Raw genomic sequence first — 23,492 nt, 5'->3', positions numbered from 1 at the left:
CCATGGGTACCGTCCCGGAAATTGTGGCGCTACCCGAATACGTGCCGCCCTGCCAGATCGCCGCGGCCCCGTGACCCCGACCGCTTGCAGCCTGCACGTGATCCCGGGGGGACTCCTTCGGCCGAGACCTGCACGGTGCTGCCCCAGACAGCGGGCGAGACCTTCAACGAGGCGGACACGCCAGTGGCGGGGTCGCTTGCGGACAGGGTGCGGACCGGGGCGGGCGAGGTCGTTCCCGACTGCGCCACTTCACTGCCGGCGGACCCCACGACGATCAACGAAAACGTCGAAAGCCGAGTGACGGAATATCAGAGCGATCCGGCACGGGTGAGCCTGGCCGCCCTCTTGGAGGAGGCGGTGCTGCAGGTGCTGCGGTGGTCGCTTGATCCGTTTGGGGGCAGCGCCGTACTCCCCATGAGCGATCGCTCCGGCACGGCGTGAAATCCCGTGCACCATCCTTGAGAATCATCAATTTCGTTCGAGTGCGTATCTTGTGCCTGACAGAAGGGCTGAGGCCTGATTCCACAGGTCCTCCGCAGGCCACCGGAAATCAGTCACGGTGAGATGAGATCGCACTGACAGCGAGCCGGTCGGAGAACTCCCTTGGAAAACTGCCGAGCCGGCGCCACACGCCCCAGAGAAGAAGGAATACACGAATGAAATACGGTTTCAGAGGCCTGTCCGCGGTGACCGGAGCGGTAGTCGCCGGGGTCCTCCTCGCCTCGCCCGCGGTCGCCCAGGGCGGTATGCACACGACGGGTCGAGCAGACTCCGCCGCTCCCGGGCTCCACTCCGGGCACTCGGCGGGCCCGAAGGACAGCAAGGGGAGCGACAGGCGCTGCCACAAGGAAGAGCGTGACTTCAGCTCCGACGTCGTGGACTTCGGAGACTTCTCGGACACCGAGTTCCGCCTGGCGGCGAACGGCAAAGGGGAAGCCTTCCTCAATGACAACCGGAACCCGGGAGTGTGGGTGGACGTCGACGTCATCCCCGGCGCCCCGAAGTGTGTGATCGACACCGACATGTCCGCTACCGAGAGTGGCGCAAATATCCCCAACAAGCTCTTCCTCGACGTGGAGACCGACGAGGGGGCGATCTACCAGGCCGTGTGTGACATCACCGCGACGCCGTTCAACGCGTCGAACCTGGCGGCTGCCTGCGGCTCAGGGTTCACCCTGGTTCCCGGCACCCCCGTGTGATATCACACCGCGTGCCGGCCCCGGTTCTTCCTCCCGGGGCCGGCGCACCTCGTCCAGCGAACCACCGGAGTCCGCGACGTCGTCGGCCATCCCGCCGCATCACGTCCGGAGCCGTCTGCCGCTCCAGCCCTGTCCGGCTTGTCGCCAGCACGCCGCACCGCAGCCCTGCCGCGCGCCTCTCGTCGTCGGAGCGTGGGCGCAGCCGAGCGAGACCTTGCAGGTGCAGCAGGGGTACATCTGGTCGTTGATCTCGCGGGCGACGAGGATGCGCTGGCGGCGAGCCTCCTCCCACTCGGCTTCCCGGGCCGCCTGTTGGACCTGGCGGTCGGCTTCCTCCCTGGCCTTGCGTTCCTGGCGGCGCTGCTCGATCAGGTCCCAGTCGGGGGTGTCGTCGAGCACGTCGGTGAGGGTCTGCCACTGGGAGCGGCCGAAGCGGACCCAGGAACGGCCCAGGAAGCCGTGCTCGCGCAGTCGGTCCAGATCGTGCCCAGTACCGAAATCCGGTCCCGGTACGTGTAGCGGATCGGTCAGCCATGACGGCGGTACAGGCGTAGGGCGTGGTGATCACAGAGCGTCGCAGCTCCGCAACCACCAGGCCCTGTGCCTGTTCTACTGCCAGGACCGCTCTACGCGCCTATCTGCGTGAGTTCTGAAGTGCGGAGTCGCTTCAGCGTGCAACCAATCCGACGATCAAGGCGTATATCCACCGGACGGACAGAACGAGGGGGAAATTGTGCGGCGGATATCTGGAGTGGCGGCGCTGGGCGGGGTGCTGCTGCTGGCGGGATGCAGCGGTGGAGGTGGGACTGCCGGCGGGGGCGCAGCCGACAAGGGGGCTGTGTCGTCGGCGGCGAAGCCGTCGGCGGCGGTGCTGTCGATCGAGCCGAAGGACGGTGCACAGGGGGTCGCACCGAGCGGTGCGCTGAAGGTGTCGGTGGCCAGCGGCAAGCTGACCAACGTGGCCGTGACCGACAAGAGCGGCAAGCCGGTGGCGGGCGCGATCACGGGCGACGGGCTGAGCTGGACGCCGACGGTCGCCCTGGCCGTCGGCGTCGCGTACCACGTGAGCGCTGAGGCCGCCGACACCAAGGGTGCCGTGACCACGGCGAGCAGCGGCTTCACCACCCTGGCGCCGGACCACACCGTCACCGTCGAGGACAACATCGTCACGGGCGAAAAGTTCGGCGTCGGCATGATCGTGTCGGTCGAGTTCGGCGGACCGGTCAAGAACAGGGCGGACCTGCAGAAGGCGATCACCGTCGAGGCCTCGGACGACACCGAAGTCAAGGGTCACTGGTTCGGGGACACCCGGCTCGACCTGCGGCCGGAGCACTTCTGGAAGCCTGGCACGACGGTGAAGGTGCACTTCAGGACCAAGAACGTCGAGGTCTCGCCCGGTGTCTACGGTGCCACCGACCGCGACGAGCAGTTCACCATCGGCCGCTCGAAGGTCAGCGAGGTGGACGCGGCCGCCCACACCATGGTGGTCAAGAAGGACGGAGCCCCGGACCAGACCGTCCCGATCACCGCCGGCGCCGACGACAACCCGTCCTGGAACGGGACCATGGTGGTCTCCGAGAAGAACCGCATGCAGCACATGGACTCCCGCACCGTCGTCGGCCTCAAGGGCCCCGGCTACATCGCCGACGATCCGCACGCACTGCGCCTCACCTCCAGTGGCACCTTCCTCCACGGCAACCCGAAGGCCGCCGACGCCATCGCCCGAGGCGCCAACATCAGCCACGGCTGCGTCGGACTGCCGGACACCCCGAAGGGCGACGACAACTCCCCCGCCGGCAAGTTCTACGCCGACTCGATCATCGGCGACGTGGTGACCGTCCGACACTCCGTCAAGACCGAGCCCCTCGAACCCTTCAACGGGCTCAGCGGATGGAACCTCCCCTGGTCCAAGTGGTGAGAGCAAGCACGACAGGGTCACGGGGAACTGTGCGAGATCGGAAGACAACGACCTGTGCCATGCCGCTTCGCGCACGCGGCTGATCAAGCAGAGCCCCGGCTTGTCTCCAACGAAGGTGGCGGACCGCCGGCCTGGGAACGCCGGGAGCCCCGCAGCTGCGGCTCTGCTGCGGGGCTCCCGAACGGTGGTGACTACTCGCCGTAGTAGCCGTCGAGTTGGGTGCTGTCCGCGGAAGGCAGCGGCAGCCTGTTGGTCGGCCTGCCGCTCGTCCTGGATCTGCTGCTCGATCTGCTGTGCCAGCTCGCAGTTCCCCTCTGCGGCCGCCTGCTGGGCAGCGACCTCGGCATCGGGAGAGGCAACCACGGCACCGTACGAGACAACGTCTCGACCGCGGCCCCCGGCGGCGTACGGACCATTGACCAGTTCACCGTCAACAACTCAAGCATCACGAACAACATCCCCAGCAACTGCACCGGCAGCCCAGTCATCATCGCTGGCTGCATCAACTGATCCAGCCCCCTGTGATCGGGCGAGCGGCGACAGGTCCGCAGCCGCCGAGCGACAACGGGCCACGGTGTTTCGTGATGGCTCGGTTCGGGGGCGGCGTGCCGCTGAGATCGAGCCGCTCACCCAACGGCATCCACCACCAGTGACCCCGCCCTACCAGTCCAACTGCTCATCCGACTCCTGAACCGGCGGCGCCGCCCGCGTCTTCCACCGCTTCCACCTCTCATCTTGAACACGGCGGGCATAGAGCCGGCGCGGCGTCGCTCCGGTCCACCTGGGCTACGTGCGCTGTGTCCCACTTGGACGCGGGGGCCGTCTCACCCGAACCACAAGGAAGACAGCCGGTCACTTGCGGACACGGGGACGGTACGCCCCGCCGGCCCGACCTGCCCTCGTCCGGGTGACACTCCCACCGCCCGCCGAGCCCGGCTGGTAGCTATGCGGCGTCCCAATCTCATGTCAAGGAGGCCCAGATGCCCACCACCGGGTGGACCGACGAGCTGCTGAACCGGATGCGAAAGGCCGGCGATCCGCCGGCGGACGACGCCATCGCCGAGACCTACTCGCTCGGGCAGCAGGAGCAGGTCCGCCGGGCCCTGCTCGGATTCGGCCGGAACAGCGACACAGCGCCCGCCGACCTGCCGCCACAGCTCCAGCGCTACTTCGAACAGACCGCCGTGCTGCCCGAGTGGGCCGATCCGGCGCTGATGGACCGTGGGCACGCCCTGTTGGGCCGCTACCAGCCGCAGATCGTCTCGATCCTGCTGTGCGCCTCCCTCCCGCTGTGCTACGGATGCGGCAACGGGGCCCAGGTGCTCTACCGTTCGCAGCGCCTCACCTCGGGGGTGTACCGGCGGCTGATGGAGACCTCGCAGTTCGTCGTCGACGTCCTCGACACCGGCGGCCTGGGCCCCGGTGGCCGGGGACTGCGCTCGGCGCAGAAGATCCGCCTGCTGCACGCCACCATGCGGTACCACGTCGCCCGCCTGGACAACTGGAACGCCGAGTGGGGGCTGCCGGTCAACCAGGAGGACCTCGCCGGGACGCTGATGAGCTTCGCGGTGGTGATTCCGAAAGGCCTGAAGCGCCTGGGAGTCGACCTCCCCGACAAGGACCGGGACGCCTACTTCCACATCTGGCGGGTCATCGGCCATGTCCTCGGCGTCCACGAGCAGCTCAACGCCGTCGAGTTCGACGACGGCTCCGCGCTCATGGACACCATCCTCCGGCGGCAGCAGAGCCCCTCGGAGGCGGGTACGGCCCTGACCAAGGGCGTACTGGACTTCATCCGGGAGGTACTGCCAGGCCCCGCCTTCGCCGGGGTCGGCCCGACCCTGATCCGGCACCTGGCCGGGGACAAGGCCGCCGGCATCGTCAACGTCCCCCCGGCGGACTTCACCAAGGTCGCGCTCCAGCTCGGGTCCGGACTCAACTTCGGCTACGGCAAGGCGGGCGACACCGTGCCACTGGCCGCCCAGGCGGCGAGCGAGCTGGGGCTGATCGTGTTCAAGAACGGCCTGCTCCTGACCAACAAGGGCCGCCGCTACGAGTGGCAGGTCCCCACCGGCCTGACCCCGTCGTCCTGACCGCCTCGGCCGGTCAGCCAAAACAGCTCCGGCCCCCGCGAAACCGCTGGGGGCCGGACCCGTTTCAGGGCGTTGGAGCACCGCCACCTGGTGCCGCAGCACCATGAGTTCAACGCTGCGGGTGCCGATAAATCATCCACGCATCTTCACACCAGACACCGGTCGGAGCCGGCACTCCCTCGAAGCCCAACTGCTCGACCGTGGTGGCTATTTGGGCGAGATGGCCGATGATGGCGGGGCACTGTTCCCCGCTGGCCCCGCCAGCCCCGGCGGCCACGGCGGCCACGTCGTGACCACCGCCGACGATGTGACGGCTGTCGCCACAGGTGGGCAGGAACCAGTGAAAGGTCAGGCTCACTCGAACCTCCGGTCACCCCCGGCTGGATCACTCAGGTCCGCGCAGGGCCAACGAGCCCGACCAGGGCGGGGCGCCCCGGGGCCAGTACGCCCGAGCAGCAGCGGGACACCAGGGTGTTGAACATGCGGGTGTCGACGTGAAGTGCCTGTTCGGACTTGCCTTTTGGGCGGCCGACGGGGATGAGGATGCCGATGCCCGCGCCGATGTAGCCCTTGTCCGCCAGGGTCGGCAGGCCGTCGGTCGCTGCCTTGTAGAGGGCGGGCAGAGCGTGGATGCGGGCGGCGGTGATGTCGGGGACGCCGCCGGGTTCGACGTTGGAACCCACAGCGGGGTGCCGTCCGAGGCCGACAGAAACCGGATGTTGCCGCCGAACGCCTTGTTTCTGGCTGAACCACAGGTCGTTGCCGTTCTCGCGGACGCCCGCGAGGCGGTCGGATTCGATCAGCGTGCCGTCGAGGATGACGTGCGTCATGCCCCTGCGCTGACAGCGGTTCTGAACGCCAACCCTCAATCGATTACGCCACTCTCGAAGCACTGTCCAGAAATCTAGCCGGCTACTTCTGGGCGGACTTGAAAGCGCACCACCCCGGCATTGGCACACTTCACCTGACACCGGAAATACGCGACACCTGGAAGGTCCGTACCGCGGTCGAGACCATCAAGCGCCGGATGCCAGATGGAAGTATCACCACATCCAGAGCACCGCGCATCGGCGCCGTGACCATCAAGACGGCTGCCCGGGCTCTCTATCTCGATATCGCACAATGGGCGCTGGATGAACCGGCACGCTGGGGCCCATCCCCCATTCCACCGACTGAAGCCGATTGCTTTGCGAAGAAGATCGAACAGGAAGCTAAAGCCAGAGCCGACGCCCGAACCCGCGAGCGGCTTCCCTTGCTTCCCGCGTTCATGCAGGTCGCAGCTCGCCGGCCGAGAGAAGCCAAGGCCCGGCTGGAGGCCTTGGAAGCGGCTCCGCTCGGCGGCACCATCACCGTCCTCGGCGAGACCTTCACCGTTCCCCGATCAGGCCACCGCGCTGATGGGAAACCCTCACACGCATCTGACTCTAACGGCAATCGCCGAGATATCCGGTCAGACGAGAAGCCAGCTTTCCATGGATGGGCAACCGTTGAAATCCTGCGACCCACAGGGATCAGAGTAGAAGAGCTGAAGGAGCTAGGCCATCACAGCATCATCAGTTATAAACCCCCCACCACGGGAGAAGTAGTTCCTCTGCTTCGAATCGCACCTTCCAAGACTGACCAGGAAGCCTGCCGCTAGAGCCGTTTGCGGGCGCCGGGCGCGCGGCAGGGGCGCTGGGCGGACGATATCGGAACGGTCATATCGTATGCTTCACTACTTAAAGCTTCGTGTGCGCCCTTACGTACTCGAAGTACATCCGCTTCAATCGGATCAGGCGAGGTGGACCGCCCTTTCGGGAAGCGGCAGCCATCGCGGTGAGTTGACGAACTGTCATCTCACGAGAACCTGGAAGCGGCGGATCTTCCCCGGCACGCGGAGCGAGCGCTTTCGCGGGTTTCCGGGGTGAAAGGGTCCCGCCCCGGCCGTCGCCCGAAACGACGCCACGACCAGCACGTGCGTCCGGCGGCACGATGCCCCCTTCACCAGCATGACGGAAGGCGCTCGCGCCGACCGCGTCGCGGGCCGCGCCGCTTTTGATGCCACGCCGCCTGATGCCGTCGCCCGGCCGGGGCGTGCGCCCGGGCCGGCTCCGGACGCCCCCGTGCCCTTCCACCGAGCACTCCCCACCCACCTCAGTGCTCCTCCCGCCGACAAGGCGACGGGAGGCGACCAACCGCGAAGGAGCAGTCCCATGTCCATCAGCATCAGCCCGACCACGGGCCCGCAGTCCGGCAACACCCTCATCACCATCACCGACACCGTCAGCCTGCCCCTCACGGGTATCACCGTCTACTTCAACGGCGTGTCGGTGCCGTTCACCAGGGTCGACGCCACGCACCTCACGTTCACCCTGCCGGCCGGCTGCGGTGTGGGGAACTGCCACGTCAGCACCGCCGGCGGCACCAGCAACACGTCCTACTTCTACTACGTCTCTCCGCCAATCGCGACGGCCATCTCGCCCGCCCTTGCGACGGCGGGCAGCACCGTCACCATCAGCGGGTACGAGCTGGCCACCACCTCGGGGGTGACGTTCGGCGGCACCGCGGGGACCGCGGTGACCGCGGTGAACGACAACACGGTGACCGCCGTCGTGCCCGCGGGCACCGGGACCGTGCCGGTCGTCCTGACCAGCGTGGGAGGCACCGCCAGTGGCCTCAACTTCGCGTACCTGCCGGGAATCCCGACGGTCACGTCCATCAACCCGACGTCGGGCGCGGTGGGCGCCTCGGCCACGTTCACCGGCACCAACTACACCAACGCGACGGGCGTGGACTTCGGCGGCGTCGCGGCGACCAGCTTCACGGTCAACAACGACACCACCCTGACCGCGGTCGCCCCGGCCGGCACCGGAACGGTCAACGTCCACGTCACCAACTCCGCCGGCACCAGCACCGACGTCGTGACCTACACCTACGTCGCGGGTCCGTGAGCCCGGCCGGCGGCCGCTCGCGCCGCCGGCCGGCACCACCGCGGCAGGAGCGGCCGCCGCTCCTGCCGTCCCGGCACGGCCTCGTCCCACGACACGGACGTCCCTGACCCGCCAGTGGTGGGCCGCCAGGTCCGCATGGCCCACCACAGGAAGGCGGGCCGGCTCGCACGCGAGCGCGGCACCACCGCCGTCACCCGGGGGCCGCGCCGTCGGCTGGGGGCGAAAAAGTGGGGCATCCCCAGGCCGCCACCGGCAGCGGGTCGCCGCCGCCGGTGGCGGCCTGGGGATGACGGCGGAGCCGACCGAGCGGGCGGGATCACCCATGACGCGTCGGCGGTCCCGGTCGATGCCTCGGCCTGCGGTTCCACCCCGGGCGGCCGGTCCCGGCGGCCGCGGCGGCACTCCCGACACCCGACACGTCTACCGGGCTCGGGCGGCCGGAGCACCCGAGCCGGGCGCACCCGCCGCGCGCTGCCCACGCTCGTCATCACACCCCAACGTCCGGCCGGCACCCGCCGTCGGCCGCGGCAAGGAGGCGCCATGAACACGTCCCAGAACCCGCACCCGGCCACCGCGCCGCCCGGGCAGGCGCCGCCGGTCGACGCTCTGATGGCGGCGCCGACCCTCACCGGACTCGCCCCGGGCCAGGGGCCGGTCTCGGGGGGGACCACGGTGACGCTGACCGGCACCAACCTGACCGGGACCACCGCCGTGGCCTTCGGCAGTACGGCGGCGGTCTCGTTCTCGGTGGTCTCCGCCACCCAGATCACCGCCGTCACGCCACCGGGAACCGCGGCCCCCGTCCAGGTCACGGCCACCACCCCCGGCGGCACCAGCAACGCCCTCGCCTACTTCTTCCTCAACGCGCCGACCCTCACCGCACTCACACCGAGCCTGGGGCCGGGCGGGACGGTGACTCTGACCGGCACCAACCTCCTCAACGCCACCGCCGTCAGCTTCGGCGGCACGCCGGCGGCCTCGTTCTCGGTGGTCTCCGCCACCCAGATCACCGCCACCGCCCCCGCCGCCAGCGGCACCGTCGCCGTGACCGCGACCACGCCGGGCGGCACCAGCAACGCACTCCCCTTCACCTATGCACCCTCGCCGGCCCTCACCGGGCTTACGCCGAACCAGGGGGCTGTGTTGGGCGGGACCACGGTGACCCTGACCGGCACCAACCTCACCAACACCACCGCCGTCAGCTTCGGCGGCACGGCGGCCACCTCGTTCTCGGTGGTCTCCGCCACCCAGATCACCGCGACCGCGCCGCCGGGAACCGCGGGCACGGTCCAGGTCACGGTTACCACGCCGGGCGGCACCAGTGGCGGCCTCTCGTACTCCCTGGTCCCCGCGCCGAGCCTCACCTCGCTCGCGCCGAGCCAGGGGCCGCTCTCGGCCGGGACCACGGTGATCCTGACCGGCACCAATCTGACCGGGACGACCGCGGTGAGGTTCGGGGCCACGGCCGTGTCGTTCGGAGTGGGGTCCGCCACCCAGATCACCGCAACCGCGCCGCCGGGAACCGCGGGCCCGGTGCAGGTCACGGCCACCACGCCCGGCGGCACCAGCAACGCCCTCACCTACTTCTTCCTCAACGCGCCCACCCTCACGACGCTCTCCGTGGGCCAGGGCCCGGTCTCGGGCGGGACCACGGTGACGCTGACCGGCACCAACCTGACCGGGACCACCGCGGTGAAGTTCGGCACCACGGCGGCCACCTCGTTCACGGCGCTCTCCGACACCCAGGCCACCGCCACCGCCCCCGCCGCCGGCGCGGGCCTCGTCCAGGTCACAGCCACCACCCCCGGCGGCACCAGCAACGCCCTCACCTACACCTACCTGCCGGCGCCGACCCTCGTGTCCCTGACCCCGAACCAGGGCCCGCTCTTCGGCGGCGCCAGGGTGACCCTGACCGGCACAAACCTCACCAACACCACCGCGGTGACCTTCGGCACCACGGCGGCCACCTCGTTCACGGCGCTCTCCGACACCCAGGCCACCGCCACCGCCCCCGCCGCCGGCGCGGGCCCCGTCCAGGTCACAGCCACCACCCCCGGCGGCACCAGCAACGCCCTCACCTACACCCGAATCCAGTCGCCCTAGTCAGTTCGGAGAAGGTGCGTGAGGCACATGACATGCGGGTCTAGGACAGATGCCGCCGGAGCCGCGCGGCCGAACGGCCAAGCCGGATGGCCGCGGCCACCGGGAGGCACACCGCAGCCGGGAGGGCGGTCATCAACGCGATCGGGGTCAGACCGCCGAGCACCACGGAGCAGACCACGGCGAGTGCCGGGACGGTGACGACCGGCGAGAGCACGAGCAGCGTCGCCTGCCGCTTCTCCCGGCGCACCCACTGCGGGGACTTCCACAGCCGTACGAGTGCGGCGACTGTGGCGGCCAGCGCGAGGAATGGTCCAATCACCGGGACGAGTGCGACCGGCAGCGGCACGACGGCCAGGCAGAGGGTGACCGAGGTGTGCCTGCTGCTCTGCGGTACCGGGTGGTTGCCGGGTTCCTCGGCCAGGGCGGCTGCCGCGATCTCCCCGGGCGCCCCCAGCTGCTCCAGGACACGGCGCACGCTGTTGTCGTCGAGGGTGTCGGATTCTGCCAGCGCCACCTCGATGTGCTCGCGCAGATCTGCCAGCAGCTCCTGCCGGCGGGCGCCGGGGAGCGCCGTGGCCTGTTCCTCGACCGAGGACAGGTAGGCCCGCACGAGGGGGTGGGTGAGGGTGTTGTTCACGTCGTCTCTCCAGGGGTGAGGAAGTGGTCGACGGCGGCGCGGAAGGAGGGCCAGTTCGCGGTGAACTCCTCCAACGCGCTCTGGCCGGCGTCGGTCAGCGTGTAGTACCTGCGTGGCGGCCCGTTCTCGGATTCCCGCAGGTGGGTGTCGGTGAGTCCGGTCCGCCGAAGACGCGAGAGCAAGGGGTAGATCGTGCCCTGGCTGGTTGCCATCACCTCGACCCGGGCGAGCTCCGCCAGTAGCTCCACCCCGTAGCGGGGGCCGTCCCGCAGCAGTGCCAGGACGCAGTACTCCAGCACCCCTTTGCGGAGCTGACTCGCCACCCGGCCATCCACCCCCGGGATGCTTGCATAGCCATCTACCATGCAAAGCAAGCTACCACGGATGGTGCGGACGTCGCAGCAGCATCCCCAACCCAACGGCCCGCTCGCTCGTACACCCGGGTCAGGTCGGGGGCCGAGGTAGGGGTGTGGGCGGTCACGGAATTCGGCTCTGGCGAAGATCTTGTGATCGGGTGGCAGCGGCCAGTTGGCGGGGAGTTGTCCGGCCGCCTGTGCTCACCTCTGAGCAGGGGCGGCCGTATCAGCTTGCCGCGGCAGAGCCCCGGCCTCTCTGGGCCAGGATGTGGGCCGAGCGGAACGGACGCTTGGTCATCCCGAGTCGTTCATACGCGGCGATGGCCGACGGGTTGTCGTCGTGAACTATGAGCGCGGCGCGGCCGTGGCGGTGGACGAGGGCGTCCACGACGAAGCCGCACACGGCGCGCGCAAGACCGCGCCCGCGAGCGGCTGGATGGGTGACCGCTCCTGCCATAACTGTCATGGGCTGTGATCACGTACCTGGTCGTACTCGCGGATTTGGAAGTGGTCGCCGACAATCGGGCCAGGTCAGCTCGCCAGGAGTATGCGTCGGCGGAGCAGGTCGAGGTTGGCGCGGCCGTAGCCCTTCCGCTTGAGGAGCCCGATTCGCGTGACCTGGCCCTCGACCTGACCCGAACTCCAGGAGCTGGACAGGCCGGCGACGACGGCGTCCTGGTCCCGGCGAAGGCCGGTGACCAGGGAGTGCAGGGCCGGTTGTACAGACCCGCGACACAGGGACTTCCGGTGAGGCTTCCCCTGCTTCTTCCTGGTGTTGTCATGACCTCGATGTTCTGCTTTGACGCAGCCGATAGAAGAGCCCAGTGCGGGTTCTCATCGTTTACCGCGAGGGGTCCAGAGAGTGCGGAGTACGACGAGGATGGCGAAGCGTCAGCGAGGGTGCAAGAGCAATTGTCTGGTGGCCGGGCTGGGCAGACCGTGGCAACCGGCGGGGCTGGCGGGTTGCCTTTCCGCAGGCCGCAGCATGTGACCACCACGCGGCTGGGCGGCTCCGCTGACAGCTGAGGCACAGGAGCCGGCTGCACGACCAGGGGACGCCAGGAACTGCCGCCCGTCCGGAAGCCATCGGCCGGTGCCCGCCCGACACCGACACCGAGCCAGCAGCGCGTCGAAGAAGAGCGCCCCCGTACCGCCTGGCGGCCACATCGGGCACCCGTCCGCAGCCGCCTCGAGTCAGGCACCCCGCACGCGCGGGACACCCCGAGCGAGCAGAACAATCACCACCCCTTCGAGCGCAGAAAGGCACCACCCGTGAAGAACCTCACCACCCGAACCCCGCAAGAGATCTTCCAGAGCCACGGACAGGCCCTCATGGCCGAGGACCTCGACAAGATCGTCGCGAACTATGCCCACGACGCGGCCTTCATCACTCCGACCGGTGTCAAGCACGGCAGGGACGGCGTCCGCGAGGGCTTCACCCAGCTGTTCGCCGACCTCCCCCACGCCAAGTGGGACCTGAAGATCCAGATCTTCGAAGGCGACGTCCTGTTCCTGGAGTGGTCCGCCGGCTCCGACACCGGCCAGGCGCACCACGGCGTCGACACGTTCGTCTTCCGCGACGGGCTCATCAAGACCCAGACCGTGCGCTACGCGCTGACTCCGAACAGCTGAGGACTGAGACCCATGACAAACCTCCTGCGCACCCTCAGGTCCGCGTTGAGGACCGCGCGAACCGCAGCCGTGGCCGTCCTCACGGCCGCGGTCTGCCTGGTCGGCCTGCCCGCGACCCCCGCCTCGGCTGACGAGGCCGGGCAGTCGGTGGCCACGCCGGTGTTCATCACCAACGGGCTCTGGAACGACCGGATGCTGTGCGCCAGCCCCAACGACGACAGCGTCTGGCTCAAGCAGTTCGACGCCAACAACCCGTACTGCCAGTGGATCCAGGTCGGAGACCGCGGCCGGTTCCTGCTCTTCAACCCCCAGAAGCACAAGGTCGCGTCCTACCTGGGCGGCAACGGCGGGGCCGTCGTCATGGAGAACCTGGTCTACCCCGCGCCCAACCAGCAGCTCTTCTCCTGGGGCGGCTGGGAGGACTGGAATGCCTACGCCCTGCAGTCCTACCAGGACAGCGGGCAGAACATCGACGCCAAGGACCCCGACAACGACAACCCGCGAAGCGACGCGGTGCACACCCGGGGCTGGCGGCACGGACACCAGCGCGAGCTGACCTGGAACGCCCTCCCGGTCTCCGGCCCCAGCATCGGCCGGGCCATCGACGCGCTGCAGTCCTACCAGAGCTACCTGAGCGCCGTTCTGGGGAGCGTCACCCCCAACGAGACCGCCTGCGTGACCACGGCCACCCCCCTGTGGTCACAGACCAACGGCCGGTACGTCTCGGCCGAACTCGGCTACGGCGGTGACCAGAACGGCATGCTGCGCGCCCGCGCCGACGGAATGGGCCCCTGGGAACAGTTCAACCTGTGCCGCAACAACAAGAGCAACGTCTACTCGATCCGGTCGGCCGCCAACGGCCGGTACGTCTCGGCCGAACTCGGCCACGGCGGTGACCAGAACGGCATGCTGCGCGCCCGCGCCGACGCGATCGGCCCCTGGGAGCAGTTCACCATCGAGCCCACCGGCACCGGCTACGCCATCCGGTCGGCCGCCAACGGCCTGTACGTCTCGGCCGAGTACGCCTACAGCGGTGACCAGAACGGCATGCTGCGCGCCCGCGCCAACGCAATCGGCCCCTGGGAGCAGTTCCAGTAACCGGTTCCCACCGTAGGGGCACGGGCACAAACCCTGCTAACTGCCCGCCCGGGCCCACGGAATGAGGGCCTGGACCTCGCGTACCGGGAGGTCCAGGCCCTCCCCATGCACCCCGGTGGCAGGAGCCCCGGTCTCAGCTCGGTTGCCGAGGTACGGACCCCAACGCCCGTGCCTGCCTGAGGCCGCCGGTTCCGGCCGCGTACGCCATGTCCGCCAGGCCTGCCCGACCGGTCACCCCCAGCTTGCGGCCCACCCGGTCCATCAACCCGGTCACGTCCTGCTCAGTCAGCAGCAGGGCCTGGGCGATCTGACGATCACTATGACCGGCACCGACCAGCTCCACCAAGCGATACTCGGTCAGCGACAGGATCGGAGCCACCGGTGGCGCAGGCCGAGGACGCACCCCCACCGCAGTCAACGCCCGGCGTACCCGGCCGGCCAGGAGGACGCTGCCGCAGGTCTCGGCCAGATCCAGCGCCTGAGTCAGGGACCGGCGGCCCTGGCCGATCTCGCCGGCGCGCGACAGAGCAGTCCCCAGCTCGTACCGGGCCCGGGCCAGTTCCAAGCGGGCCGGAGAAAGTTCCAACACGGCCACGGCCTCTTCGAGCAGGGCCAGTCCCTCAGGGCCGCCCGTCACGACACCCAGGCAGCGCGATGCCAGTCCAATCGCCCGCTCAGTGCCCCACCGGTGGGCCAACTCCATTTCCTCGGTGGCCAGTTGGAGTGCTTCCTTGCGTTGTCCGAGCGCCAGGTGCGTCAGCGCAGCCTGCGACCGCCAGGGCATCATGGCCAGATTCGTGACCCGTGCCTGCCTCTCCTGCGCACCGTATTCCAGCAGGACCGCGAGTGCGGCGGTCGGATTGCCCCGCTCGGCGTGCAGACGGCTACGAACCAGGAGCATCGGCCCCTGCCACAACCAGCCCACCTGGTCGGTGTCGGCGTCCGGGACCAGGACCTCGGTCGCCGCGGCCAGGTCACACCGCTCGATCAGCGACTCGCCCACCTGGGCCATCATCGCCAGCCTCACCCGATGCTCCACGCCGTCCCCGGTCGTCGTACCGGGATGTCCGATGTCCGCGGTGAGCCCGGCCTGCTGACCCCGACGGGCCCGGACGGTCAGCTGCCACATCATCGCCGCCGAGACCATACGGAAGGAGCCGCACCGCACGCCCAGGTCGGCGATCTGGTCGAACCGCGCCGCCGCGTCGTCGAGGCGGTCAGTGGTCACGAATCCCATCCCGGCCAGGCTCACGAGCATTCCGGCCTGGTCCCCTCCCGTCATCCCGCCGCGCAGCGCCCGGTCGAGGAGGTCGTTGGTGACCGCGGCGCTGGCATCCCCCGTGACCGCCGAGGCGGACAGCGCGGCCAGGACCGCGCACTCACCCGGCGTGTCACCGGCCAGCTTGTGGTCCCACAGCCGTCTGGCCTGCTGCCGGGCCGCCGGCAGGGTGGACAGGTGCTCGTAGCCGATCAGCAGCATCTGGGCCTGCAGGTACCACGACAACTCACGGCCGGGCCCGGCACCATCGCCCTCCTGCCGCAGGTCCTCGACGGCCCGGGCGAGGACCTCGACAGCGCGTGCGTGCTGATGTCCGATGAACAGCGCATCGGCGAGCAGGTGAGCCGCCAGGGACCGGGAGCAAGGATCCGTCAACGTGGACGAAGCCTGCGTCAGGTGATGCATGGCCGCGCTGACGTCGACCTGCAACTCGTCAGCTCCCAGCTCCAGCAGCAAGGGACCTCGCTGTCCGCTGGACATCGGTTCCCGTAAGGCCCGGCGCAGATACGTCATGGTGATCTCCGGAGCCCCTCGGCCGCGGGTCACCCGGGCCGCTTCCCGCAGGGCCTCCACGCGCCAGGCCTCACCGCTGGGTTCGGTCAGCAGCAGATGTGTGGCCACCAGATCACCGGCCGCGCCCTCGCCCCGGAGCAGTTCGGCCGCCCGCGCATGCCCGGTGGCCAGTTCCACCGGCCCCATGACGGCCTCGGCGATCGCGGCGCGGACCAGTGGATGATCGAACCGCGCCACCTCACCCGGTTTCAGAACACCGATCCGCTGCAACCGGCGGCCGTGCTCCCGGGCCTCGGCTTCGCCCAACCCTGCCAGCTCGGCTGCGACATGCCAGGTGGCCCCGTCCCCCAGCACCACCAAGGCCCGTGCCAGGCGCCGGGCCGGCTCCGGCTGGCTCGCCAGCCGCTTGACCACGGTGGCGGCCAGGATCCGGCCTCGGAACGTTTCCACCAGATGTGCCTGATCGCCGGCGGGCTCGACCCCGTTGTCTGCCAGGGTCCGCAGCAGCTCGCGCAGCAACAACGGATTGCCCTGCGTCGCCTCGGCGCAGGCGACGACGAACTGCGACTCGGCGTCCCGCCCCAGACTCGTCCGCACCATCCGGGCCACGCTGTCGGCAGTCAGCGCCGGCAACCCGACCCGTCGGCAGTCCGGCTGTGCGGCGATCTGCTCCAGCAGTGGCTCGACCTGAGTCCCGCTGTCCGGCCGCGCCGCCAGCACCAGCAGCAACGGCAGACCACGCAGACGCCGGGCCAGGTACTCCAACCACCGCACGGACGGACCATCCGCCCAGTGCACGTCGTCGACCAGCAGAGCGACCGGCCCGTCATCCGTGACATGCACCATCAGCCAGTACAGGCTGTGCAGAACACCCAGCGACGCCTCGGTCGACAGCCCCCCGCCCTCGCCGGCACCGTCCACCCGCAAGGCGTATGACGCCGGCTCCGCAGGGCCTGCGAGCAGCCGCTCCCGCCCGACACGGCCGGCTCGCGCCAGCAGTGGTTCGGCCAGCTGCCGCAGCACCGAGAAGGCGAAGTCCTGCTCCAACTCGCCACCGCCGGCCTGCAGCACCCGCATCCCACGCGCCTGCTCATCGGCAGCCCAGGCTTTCAGCAGCGAGGTCTTCCCCATCCCCGGCCCCGACTCCACCAGCACCACCGCACCCCGACCGGCACGCGCCGCACCGGCCGCACGCTCCAACAGCGCCAGTTGGCTGTTCCGATCGAACAGGCCGGACCCCGCCACGCCGTCCTCGGCAGGCGTATCCCCCAGCCGACCGGAACGCCCGGCACCGAGCAGCACGGCAGCGTCGGCGTCGACCAGCCGCAACGCGGACACCAGCATCTCCACCGTGCGACGCTGCGGCCGCTCCCGACGGCCCCGCTCCAGATCCCTGATCGACCGGGCGGCCAACCCGGCCGCCTCGGCAAGCTCCTCCTGCGTCAGCCCCGCCGCCCGGCGATGCTCCAGCAGAATCTCGCCGAACGTCCTCACCAGGTCACCCCCGCACCCGCGATGTCAACCCCGGATGCCGACCACGACCAGCGCAACCATCGCCACTCAACCGCCACGGCATCCCCCACAGCGCCCGCAACCTGAGATGATCTGCCATCTCCCGAAACCGTTCCCTCCGTGAGCCCACCGGGGTACCGATGCCGGCGAAGCCCAGCGCACCCAACCGGCCGTCGACGGCGCCCTGATCCGCAGCCCACCAAGGGCCGGTAGAACGGGTTCGGGACGAAGAGGCGGCGGGTTGCGATCCCGCCCCCTACCCACTGGTAACCGATCAGGACCCTACCGGAGACATTCGGTGGTGGGGCCCTGGACCGAACATTTCACTCGCGGCCGCACGCGGCCCACGAGCGGGAACGCACCCGCTTCCCCGGGCGCCGGGGCCCGAGCCGGGTGCCCCGCGGCCCGCGCGCCGGGTGCTGCTGTGCCTCCTCGGCAGCACCGGTGAGGCCCTGACCGGCCCGCCACTCGGGCACCGGTTCAGTAGACGTCGCGGACGTAGCGCCGGTCAGCAGCGAGCTGCTTGACGTACGCGGCGGCCGCGTCGTCGTCCAGGCCGCCCTGGGCGGCGACGATCTCACGCAGGGTCAGGTCGACGTCCTTGGCCATCCGGGCGGCGTCGCCGCAGACGTAGAAGTGGGCACCGTCCTGGAGCCACTGCCACAGACGGGGGCCGTGCTCGCGCATCCGGTCCTGGACGTAGACCTTGTTGCGCTGGTCGCGGGAGAAGGCGAGGTCGAGGCGGTCCAGGTGGCCGGAGGACCGGAAGGCTTCGAGCTCCTCGCGGTAGTAGAAGTCGGTCGCCTCGCGCTGCTCGCCGAAGAACAGCCAGTTGGGGCCGGTGTGGCCGCGGGCCCGGCGGTCCTCCAGGAAGCCGATGAAGGGGGCGACGCCGGTGCCGGGCCCCACCATGATCATCGGGGTGGCGGGGTCGGCGGGCGGGCGGAAGTGCGGGGAGCGCTGGACGAACACGGGCACCGGGCCGTCGTCGGCGCAGTCGGCGAGGTAGGTGGAGCAGACGCCCTTGCGCTCCCGATCGAGGTCGTTGGTGTAGCGGACGACGGAGACCGTGAGGCGGACCTCGCCGGGATGGGCGAGCGGGCTGGAGGAGATCGAGTAGAGACGGGGCTGGAGCCGCTTGAGGACACCGACCCACTCGGCGGCGGACGCCCGAACCGGGAACGCGCCGACCACGTCCACGGCCTGCCGGGCCCAGCTCCACTTCGCGAGCTCGCCCTTGTTGTCGGGGCGCAGCAGCCGCTTGAGGTCGCGGTCACCGGTGCGCTCTGCGACGAACTTGAGGAGGTCGGGGGTGATCCGGGCGATGTCGAGCCGGGTTCGCAGGGCCTCGCCGAGCGGGATCTCGCCCGCGTCGGGGACGGACACGCTCTTGTCAGGGTCGAGGCCGGTGACGGCGAGCCATTCCGCGACGAGTTCGGAGCCGTTGGCGGGCCACACGCCGAGGGCGTCGCCGGCCTCGTAGGCGAGTTCGCCGCCGCGGGTGTCGAAGGCGAACCGTCGCACCTCCTTCTGCGATCCGGGGAGGCTGAGGAGCCGGTTGCCGATCAGGAGGGTGGCGAACGGGGACGCCTTGGTATAGCCAGCCGAGGGCCAAGGGCCGCCCGCCCCTGACGGGCGGCCCGACGGCCGGTGCCGACTCACACGCCCCCACGCGCGGGGTGCGGCTGCGCGGCGACGGCTTGCTCGTCTACGACGACGTCGACGCCGCGAGCGAGGGTCCGGCGGCCGGCGCCGCTGTCGACCGACCGGCGTACCCGGCCGGATCCGCCGTCGCGGGCCTGGGCGGCCGAGCGGCGCAGGACATATGGTCGTAGCGCTGGAGGACGAGGCGGGCGATGGCCTCGTGTGCACCCAGCGGGGCCGATGTCAGCGCGCTGTCGGTGCGGGCGGCCTGGCGGGCGAAGTAGCCGGGGGTCAGCAGGTAGCGGGCGACCGCCACCTGCTGGTGCCCGGCTGCGTGAAGGGCGGCCACGGCCTCGGCCGGGGCAGGCGTGCTCGCGCAGAGGTAGGACGGTATGACCGGTCGTCCCAGCTCCCCCGCCAGCAGCTCGGCCATGTGCGCGGTGTCGGCATTGGCCGACGGGTCCGTCGAACCTGCGGCGGCAAGGACCACGGTGCCGCCCTGCGCGGCGGACCAGCCGGCCTCGGTGAGCCGTTCCGCAAGCGCGACGGCCAGCAGCGGGTCGGGGCCGAGCGCGGGGGCTACGACCGCGGGCAGGTGCGGGGTGGCGGCGAGTGCGGCCGGGATGTCGACGCGGACGTGGTAGCCGGTGCCGAGCAGCAGCGGGACGAGGACGACGGGTCCGTGCAGGCCGGCCAGCGCCTCGTCCAGGGACGGGCGCAGGAGGTCGAGGTAGGCGAGTTCCACGCGCAGTCCGGGCCTCAGAGCGCAAACGGCTTCGGCCAGCGCCCGGTAGGCGGCGGCGCCGTCGGGGTCGCGGGTGCCGTGCGCGACGGCGAGCAGCGTGGGCGGCCGGTCTGCGCGGGCGCCGGTCGTCATGCCGCCGCCACCAGGCTGCAGCCGCCCTCGGGTACCGTCCGCACCGGCCTCGCCTGCGCGCCCAGGGCCCCGCGCAGACGGGCGATGGCGGCCTCCACCGCGTGCTCGTCGGCCTCGGTGCCCGCCCGGGCGCGGCGCAGCAGCGGGACCGGCTCCTCGCGGCGGCGCGCTGCGGTGACCCCGACGGTGTAGCCGAGCAGGGGGCCCGAAGGCTGGGTGCTGTTCATGCCGTGCAGGCTCCGCCAGCGCTGTTTCGGCCTCGTTGCGGGGCGATCACGCACCGGTAAGCGGGCGGCCGTCCGCTGTTACGGAGGATTTCGGCCAGGTCACCTTGGGCGGTCCGGCCGGATGAGGGAGCCGTACCTCCGCCGCAACGGCGGCGACCCGGCGGCGTAACGGCGACGGCTCACGCTCAGTGGCATGACGATGACCGACACCCACTGCCCGTACTGCTCACTGCAGTGCGGCATGCGCCTGGCAGCGCCCGCCGCCGGCGCGGCGGCGCAGGTGCTGGAGCGCCCGGAGTTCCCGGTCAACCGGGGTGCGCTCTGCGGCAAGGGGCAGTCGGCCGCCTCGCTGCTGGACCCGGGCCTACGGCTCACCACGCCGCTGGTGCGCGAGCGGCGTGGCGGCGAACTGCGCGCCGCCTCCTGGGACCTGGCGCTGGACCGGGTGGCGGCGGGCCTGAAGGCCGTCGGTGAGCGGTACGGCCGCGAGGCCGTCGCGGTCTTCGGCGGCGGCGGGCTGACCAACGAAAAGGGTTACCTGCTCGGCAAGTTCGCCCGGGTGGTGCTGCGCACCCCGAACATCGACTACAACGGCCGGTTCTGCATGTCCTCGGCCGCCGCCGCGCACAAGGCCGCCTTCGGCCTGGATCGCGGCCTGCCGTTCCCGCTGACCGACATCGCGCGGGCCGACTGCGTGATCCTGGTCGGCGGCAACCCGGCCGAGACGATGCCGCCCGCGCTGCGCTACTTCCGCGAACTGCGCGAGCGCGGCGGCACCCTGATCGTGGTCGACCCGCGCCGTACCCGCACCGCCGAGCAGGCCGACCTGCACCTGCAACCCGTCCCCGGCACCGACTTGGCGCTCGCCCTGGGCCTGCTGCATCTGGCGATCGCCGACCGCCGCCTGGACGCGGACTTCATCGCCGAGCGCACCAGCGGCTTCGAGCCGGCCCGCAGCGCCGCGATGGCGCACTGGCCCGAACGGGTGGAGCGGCTGACCGGCATCGCGGTGTCCCAACTGCGGTCCGCCCTGGACCTGTTCGCCGGTGCCGAGAAGGCGATCGTGCTCACCGCGCGCGGGCCCGAACAGCAGAGCAAGGGGACGGACACCGTCGGCGCCTGGATCAACCTGTGCCTGGCGCTGGGGAAGGCGGGCCGCGAAGGCTCCGGCTACGGCTGCCTGACCGGTCAGGGCAACGGCCAGGGCGGGCGCGAGCACGGCCAGAAGGCCGACCAACTGCCCGGCTACCGCTCGATCGTGGACCCGGCTGCCCGCGCACACATCGCCAGGGTCTGGGGGGTCGACGAGGCCGGCCTTCCGGGCCCGGGCCGATCGGCCTACGAGCTGCTCGACACCCTGGGCACCGAGGGCGGCGCCCGCGCGATGCTGCTGATGGGCTCCAACCCGGTGGTCTCCGCCCCGCGCGCCGCACACGTCACCGAGCGGCTGCGTGCGCTGGACTTCCTCGCGGTGAGCGACGTGGTCCTCTCGGAGACCGCGCAGCTGGCCGACGTGGTGCTGCCCGCCGCGCAGTGGGCGGAGGAGACCGGGACGCTGACCAACCTCGAAGGCCGGGTGATCCTGCGGCAGGCCGCGCTGAGCGCGCCCGAGGGGGTGCGCACCGACCTGGCCGTCCTGCACGGGCTGGCCGCGCGGCTCGGCACCCCGAAGGGGTTCCCGGCGGACCCCGAGGAGGTCTTCGAGGAGCTGCGCCGCGCCTCGGCCGGAGGGCAGGCCGACTACGCGGGTATCAGCTACGACCGGATCCGCGCCGAGGACGGCGTCTTCTGGCCCTGCCCGACCGGGGCGCACCCGGGCACCCCTCGGCTCTTCCTGGACCGCTTCGCCACCCCGGACGGCCGGGCCCGCTTCGTCCCGGTCTCCTACCGCCCGGCCGCCGAGGAGCCGGACGCCGAGTACCCGCTCTACCTGACGACGGGTCGGGTGCTGGCGCAGTACCAGAGCGGTGCGCAGACCCGGCGGGTGCCGGAGCTGAACCGGGCCGCGCCCGGCCCGTTCGTCGAGCTGCACCCGCAGCTGGCCGAGCGGCTCGGGGTGGCCGAGGGCCAGTCGCTGGCGGTGACCAGCCGGCGCGGCCGGGCCGTCGCGCCCGCCCGGGTGACCGACACCGTCCGGCCCGACACCGTCTTCATGCCCTTCCACTGGGGCGGCGCGGGCCGGGCCAACTCGTTGACCAACCCGGCCCTGGACCCGACGTCCCGGATGCCCGAGTTCAAGGTCTGCGCCGTGCGAGTGGAGCGAGTGCGATGAGGATCGCGGTGGTGGGCGCCGGAATGGCGGGCGCCCGGTTCGCCCAGCAGTACCGGGCGCTCGGTGGCGAGGCGGAGCTGACGCTCTACGGCGCCGAGCCGCGCGGCCCCTACAACCGGGTGCTGCTGGCAGACGTGCTGGCCGGACGGTACGACCCGGAGGCCATCGCGCTGCCGTACGGACCGCAGGTCACGCTGCGCACGGGTGGCGAGGTCCTCGGCCTGGACGTCGTGCGCGGCGAACTGCACCTGGCCACAGGCGAGTCGGCCGGCTACGACCAGCTGGTGCTGGCCACCGGCGCCAACCCGGTACTGCCCGCGCTGCGCGGGCTGCACGGCCCGGACGGCCTCAAGGCCGGCGTGCACGCCTTCCGCACCCTGGCCGACTGCGCCCGGCTCGCCGAGGACGCCGGCGGCGCCGAGCGTGCTGTGGTGATCGGCGGCGGGGTGCTCGGAGTGAGCGCCGCCCGGGCCCTGGCTGCGCTCGGCCTGCTGGTCGAAATCGTCCACCAGGCACCGTATCTGATTGACCGTCATCTCGACGAGGAGGCCGGCCGGGCACTGCGGGGCGGCTTGGCCGAACTGGGCGTGGTCAGCTACCCGGGCAACCGGGCCCGCGCCCTGCACGGCGGTGATCGCGTCACCGGCGTCGAACTCGCCAGCGGCTACCTGCTGGACACCGACCTGGTGGTGCTCGCCTGCGGGGTCCGCCCGCGCACCGCCCTGGCCCACGCCGCCGGTCTCACCGTCCGCGACGGCATTGTGATCGACGATCGGCTCGCGACCTCCGCACCGGACGTCCACGCGATCGGCGACTGCGCCGAACACCGCGGCACCGTCCACGGGTTGTCCGGCCCTGCCTGGGAGCAGGCGGATCTGCTGGCTGCCCGGCTGGCCGGCGCGGACCCCGAGGCCCACTACACCGGCTCCCGCCCGCTGGCCCGGCTGTCGGCCGGACCACTGGAGTACGCGGCCTTCGGCGAGGTCGGCGAAGGCCTCCCGGGGACCGACGTGCTACGGCTGGCCGATCCGACCCGGGGCTCCTACAAGAAGCTGGTGCTGCGCGGTGACCGGCTGGTCGGCGGCATCCTGCTGGGCGACCTGGCCACGGTCGGCGCCCTGACCCGGGCGTACGAGCGGGACGACCCGCTGCCCGCAGACCCGCTCTCCCTCCTTACCACCCGATCCTGACCACCTGATGAC

At 70.8% G+C, this 23,492-nt stretch carries 20 protein-coding genes and 3 pseudogenes; 12 read left to right on the top strand and 11 right to left on the bottom strand.

What is annotated here, in order from left to right; genetic code table 11:
- Positions 1–135 precede the first annotated feature (135 nt).
- Together P3T39_RS21650 and P3T39_RS21645 are read left to right on the top strand one after the other, a co-directional pair.
- On the top strand, positions 136–441 hold the full coding sequence (locus P3T39_RS21650; protein WP_280700119.1) for a hypothetical protein: 306 nt from the start codon (positions 136–138) through the stop codon (positions 439–441).
- 215 nt (positions 442–656) lie between these two features.
- The gene (locus P3T39_RS21645) at positions 657–1,199 is read left to right on the top strand and encodes a hypothetical protein (protein WP_280700118.1); all 543 of its coding nucleotides are present in this window, start codon (positions 657–659) and stop codon (positions 1,197–1,199) included.
- Positions 1,200–1,298: 99 nt separating this feature from the next.
- On the opposite strand, the gene P3T39_RS21640 is transcribed toward P3T39_RS21645, so the two are convergent.
- Entirely contained in the window at positions 1,299–1,598 is a 300-nt protein-coding gene (locus P3T39_RS21640; RefSeq protein WP_280700117.1) for a hypothetical protein, read from the bottom strand.
- 439 nt (positions 1,599–2,037) lie between these two features.
- Here P3T39_RS21640 and P3T39_RS21635 point away from each other — a divergent pair, with 439 nt between their 5' ends.
- The 3 genes from P3T39_RS21635 (at position 2,038) to P3T39_RS21625 (ending at position 5,210) form a co-directional block, all read left to right on the top strand.
- Positions 2,038–3,117, top strand: coding sequence for an Ig-like domain-containing protein (locus P3T39_RS21635; RefSeq protein WP_280700116.1), 1,080 nt, complete (start codon positions 2,038–2,040; stop codon positions 3,115–3,117).
- A 219-nt stretch (positions 3,118–3,336) separates the two neighbouring features.
- On the top strand, positions 3,337–3,627 hold the full coding sequence (locus tag P3T39_RS21630; protein ID WP_280700115.1) for a hypothetical protein: 291 nt from the start codon (positions 3,337–3,339) through the stop codon (positions 3,625–3,627).
- A 470-nt stretch (positions 3,628–4,097) separates the two neighbouring features.
- Positions 4,098–5,210 (top strand): oxygenase MpaB family protein, encoded by a 1,113-nt coding sequence (locus tag P3T39_RS21625; RefSeq protein WP_280700114.1) that lies wholly within the window; start codon positions 4,098–4,100, stop codon positions 5,208–5,210.
- A gap of 112 nt (positions 5,211–5,322) precedes the next feature.
- Here the strand turns inward: P3T39_RS21625 and P3T39_RS21620 are convergent.
- Together P3T39_RS21620 and P3T39_RS21615 are read right to left on the bottom strand one after the other, a co-directional pair.
- A pseudogene (locus tag P3T39_RS21620) lies at positions 5,323–5,568 on the bottom strand (alkanesulfonate monooxygenase); the annotation flags it as partial.
- 301 nt (positions 5,569–5,869) lie between these two features.
- Positions 5,870–6,034 (bottom strand): annotated as a pseudogene (locus P3T39_RS21615) (IS5/IS1182 family transposase); the annotation flags it as partial.
- A 104-nt stretch (positions 6,035–6,138) separates the two neighbouring features.
- On the opposite strand from P3T39_RS21615, the gene P3T39_RS21610 reads away from it, so the two are divergent.
- The 3 genes from P3T39_RS21610 (at position 6,139) to P3T39_RS21600 (ending at position 10,243) form a co-directional block, all read left to right on the top strand.
- Positions 6,139–6,849, top strand: coding sequence for a hypothetical protein (locus P3T39_RS21610; protein ID WP_280700113.1), 711 nt, complete (start codon positions 6,139–6,141; stop codon positions 6,847–6,849).
- 553 nt (positions 6,850–7,402) lie between these two features.
- A complete protein-coding gene (locus P3T39_RS21605) occupies positions 7,403–8,140 on the top strand; it encodes an IPT/TIG domain-containing protein (protein ID WP_280700112.1) in 738 nt (245 codons plus the stop codon).
- Positions 8,141–8,680: 540 nt separating this feature from the next.
- Complete coding sequence (locus P3T39_RS21600) at positions 8,681–10,243, top strand: IPT/TIG domain-containing protein (protein ID WP_280700111.1); 1,563 nt, start codon at positions 8,681–8,683, stop codon at positions 10,241–10,243.
- A gap of 40 nt (positions 10,244–10,283) precedes the next feature.
- Here the strand turns inward: P3T39_RS21600 and P3T39_RS21595 are convergent, their stop codons facing one another.
- The 4 genes from P3T39_RS21595 to P3T39_RS21580 form a co-directional block, all read right to left on the bottom strand.
- The gene (locus P3T39_RS21595; RefSeq protein ID WP_280700110.1) at positions 10,284–10,880 is read right to left on the bottom strand and encodes a hypothetical protein; all 597 of its coding nucleotides are present in this window, start codon (positions 10,878–10,880) and stop codon (positions 10,284–10,286) included.
- Positions 10,877–11,245, bottom strand: a complete 369-nt coding sequence (locus tag P3T39_RS21590) for a PadR family transcriptional regulator (RefSeq protein ID WP_280700109.1) — start codon at positions 11,243–11,245, stop codon at positions 10,877–10,879. The genes P3T39_RS21595 and P3T39_RS21590 overlap by 4 nt, the downstream gene beginning before the upstream one ends.
- A 217-nt stretch (positions 11,246–11,462) precedes the next feature.
- Positions 11,463–11,693, bottom strand: coding sequence for a GNAT family N-acetyltransferase (locus P3T39_RS21585; RefSeq protein ID WP_280700108.1), 231 nt, complete (start codon positions 11,691–11,693; stop codon positions 11,463–11,465).
- Between the two features lie 74 nt (positions 11,694–11,767).
- Positions 11,768–12,049 carry a transposase gene (locus tag P3T39_RS21580; protein WP_280700157.1) on the bottom strand — a complete coding sequence of 94 codons (282 nt, stop codon included), beginning with the start codon at positions 12,047–12,049 and terminating at the stop codon, positions 11,768–11,770.
- Positions 12,050–12,508: 459 nt separating this feature from the next.
- On the opposite strand from P3T39_RS21580, the gene P3T39_RS21575 reads away from it, so the two are divergent.
- Together P3T39_RS21575 and P3T39_RS21570 are read left to right on the top strand one after the other, a co-directional pair.
- Positions 12,509–12,868, top strand: a complete 360-nt coding sequence (locus P3T39_RS21575) for a nuclear transport factor 2 family protein (RefSeq protein ID WP_280700107.1) — start codon at positions 12,509–12,511, stop codon at positions 12,866–12,868.
- A 12-nt stretch (positions 12,869–12,880) separates the two neighbouring features.
- Positions 12,881–13,966, top strand: coding sequence for an RICIN domain-containing protein (locus P3T39_RS21570; protein WP_280700106.1), 1,086 nt, complete (start codon positions 12,881–12,883; stop codon positions 13,964–13,966).
- 133 nt (positions 13,967–14,099) lie between these two features.
- On the opposite strand, the gene P3T39_RS21565 is transcribed toward P3T39_RS21570, so the two are convergent.
- The 4 genes and pseudogenes from P3T39_RS21565 to P3T39_RS21550 form a co-directional block, all read right to left on the bottom strand.
- Positions 14,100–17,252 carry an AAA family ATPase gene (locus tag P3T39_RS21565; RefSeq protein ID WP_280700105.1) on the bottom strand — a complete coding sequence of 1,051 codons (3,153 nt, stop codon included), beginning with the start codon at positions 17,250–17,252 and terminating at the stop codon, positions 14,100–14,102.
- A 498-nt stretch (positions 17,253–17,750) separates the two neighbouring features.
- Positions 17,751–18,866 (bottom strand): annotated as a pseudogene (locus P3T39_RS21560) (reductase); the annotation flags it as partial.
- 112 nt (positions 18,867–18,978) lie between these two features.
- The gene (locus P3T39_RS21555) at positions 18,979–19,791 is read right to left on the bottom strand and encodes a sirohydrochlorin chelatase (protein ID WP_280700104.1); all 813 of its coding nucleotides are present in this window, start codon (positions 19,789–19,791) and stop codon (positions 18,979–18,981) included.
- The gene (locus P3T39_RS21550) at positions 19,788–20,018 is read right to left on the bottom strand and encodes a hypothetical protein (RefSeq protein WP_280700103.1); all 231 of its coding nucleotides are present in this window, start codon (positions 20,016–20,018) and stop codon (positions 19,788–19,790) included. Before P3T39_RS21550 ends, P3T39_RS21555 begins: the two co-directional genes overlap by 4 nt.
- A 193-nt stretch (positions 20,019–20,211) precedes the next feature.
- Between P3T39_RS21550 and P3T39_RS21545 the strand changes: the two genes are divergently transcribed.
- Together P3T39_RS21545 and P3T39_RS21540 are read left to right on the top strand one after the other, a co-directional pair.
- Positions 20,212–22,290, top strand: coding sequence for a molybdopterin oxidoreductase family protein (locus tag P3T39_RS21545; RefSeq protein ID WP_280700102.1), 2,079 nt, complete (start codon positions 20,212–20,214; stop codon positions 22,288–22,290).
- Positions 22,287–23,480, top strand: a complete 1,194-nt coding sequence (locus tag P3T39_RS21540) for an FAD-dependent oxidoreductase (protein ID WP_280700101.1) — start codon at positions 22,287–22,289, stop codon at positions 23,478–23,480. The genes P3T39_RS21545 and P3T39_RS21540 overlap by 4 nt, the downstream gene beginning before the upstream one ends.
- The last annotated feature ends 12 nt before the right edge of the window (positions 23,481–23,492 follow it).

The organism is Kitasatospora sp. GP82 (assembly GCF_029892105.1).
Classification (GTDB): Bacteria; Actinomycetota; Actinomycetes; order Streptomycetales; family Streptomycetaceae; genus Kitasatospora.
Note: the sequence above shows the minus strand (reverse complement) of the source record. Positions and strands in the feature narration are given on the sequence as shown.

Bases quoted from the DNA above. Each gene is read 5' to 3' on its own strand.
- P3T39_RS21645 (WP_280700118.1), top strand. From the start codon at position 657: ATGAAATACGGTTTCAGAGGCCTGTCCGCGGTGACCGGAGCGGTAGTC.
- P3T39_RS21625 (WP_280700114.1), top strand. From the start codon at position 4,098: ATGCCCACCACCGGGTGGACCGACGAGCTGCTGAACCGGATGCGAAAG.
- P3T39_RS21605 (WP_280700112.1), top strand. From the start codon at position 7,403: ATGTCCATCAGCATCAGCCCGACCACGGGCCCGCAGTCCGGCAACACC.
- P3T39_RS21600 (WP_280700111.1), top strand. From the start codon at position 8,681: ATGAACACGTCCCAGAACCCGCACCCGGCCACCGCGCCGCCCGGGCAG.
- P3T39_RS21590 (WP_280700109.1), bottom strand. From the start codon at position 11,245: ATGGTAGATGGCTATGCAAGCATCCCGGGGGTGGATGGCCGGGTGGCG.
- P3T39_RS21585 (WP_280700108.1), bottom strand. From the start codon at position 11,693: ATGGCAGGAGCGGTCACCCATCCAGCCGCTCGCGGGCGCGGTCTTGCG.
- P3T39_RS21570 (WP_280700106.1), top strand. From the start codon at position 12,881: ATGACAAACCTCCTGCGCACCCTCAGGTCCGCGTTGAGGACCGCGCGA.
- P3T39_RS21555 (WP_280700104.1), bottom strand. From the start codon at position 19,791: ATGACGACCGGCGCCCGCGCAGACCGGCCGCCCACGCTGCTCGCCGTC.
- P3T39_RS21550 (WP_280700103.1), bottom strand. From the start codon at position 20,018: ATGAACAGCACCCAGCCTTCGGGCCCCCTGCTCGGCTACACCGTCGGG.
- P3T39_RS21545 (WP_280700102.1), top strand. From the start codon at position 20,212: ATGACGATGACCGACACCCACTGCCCGTACTGCTCACTGCAGTGCGGC.
- P3T39_RS21540 (WP_280700101.1), top strand. From the start codon at position 22,287: ATGAGGATCGCGGTGGTGGGCGCCGGAATGGCGGGCGCCCGGTTCGCC.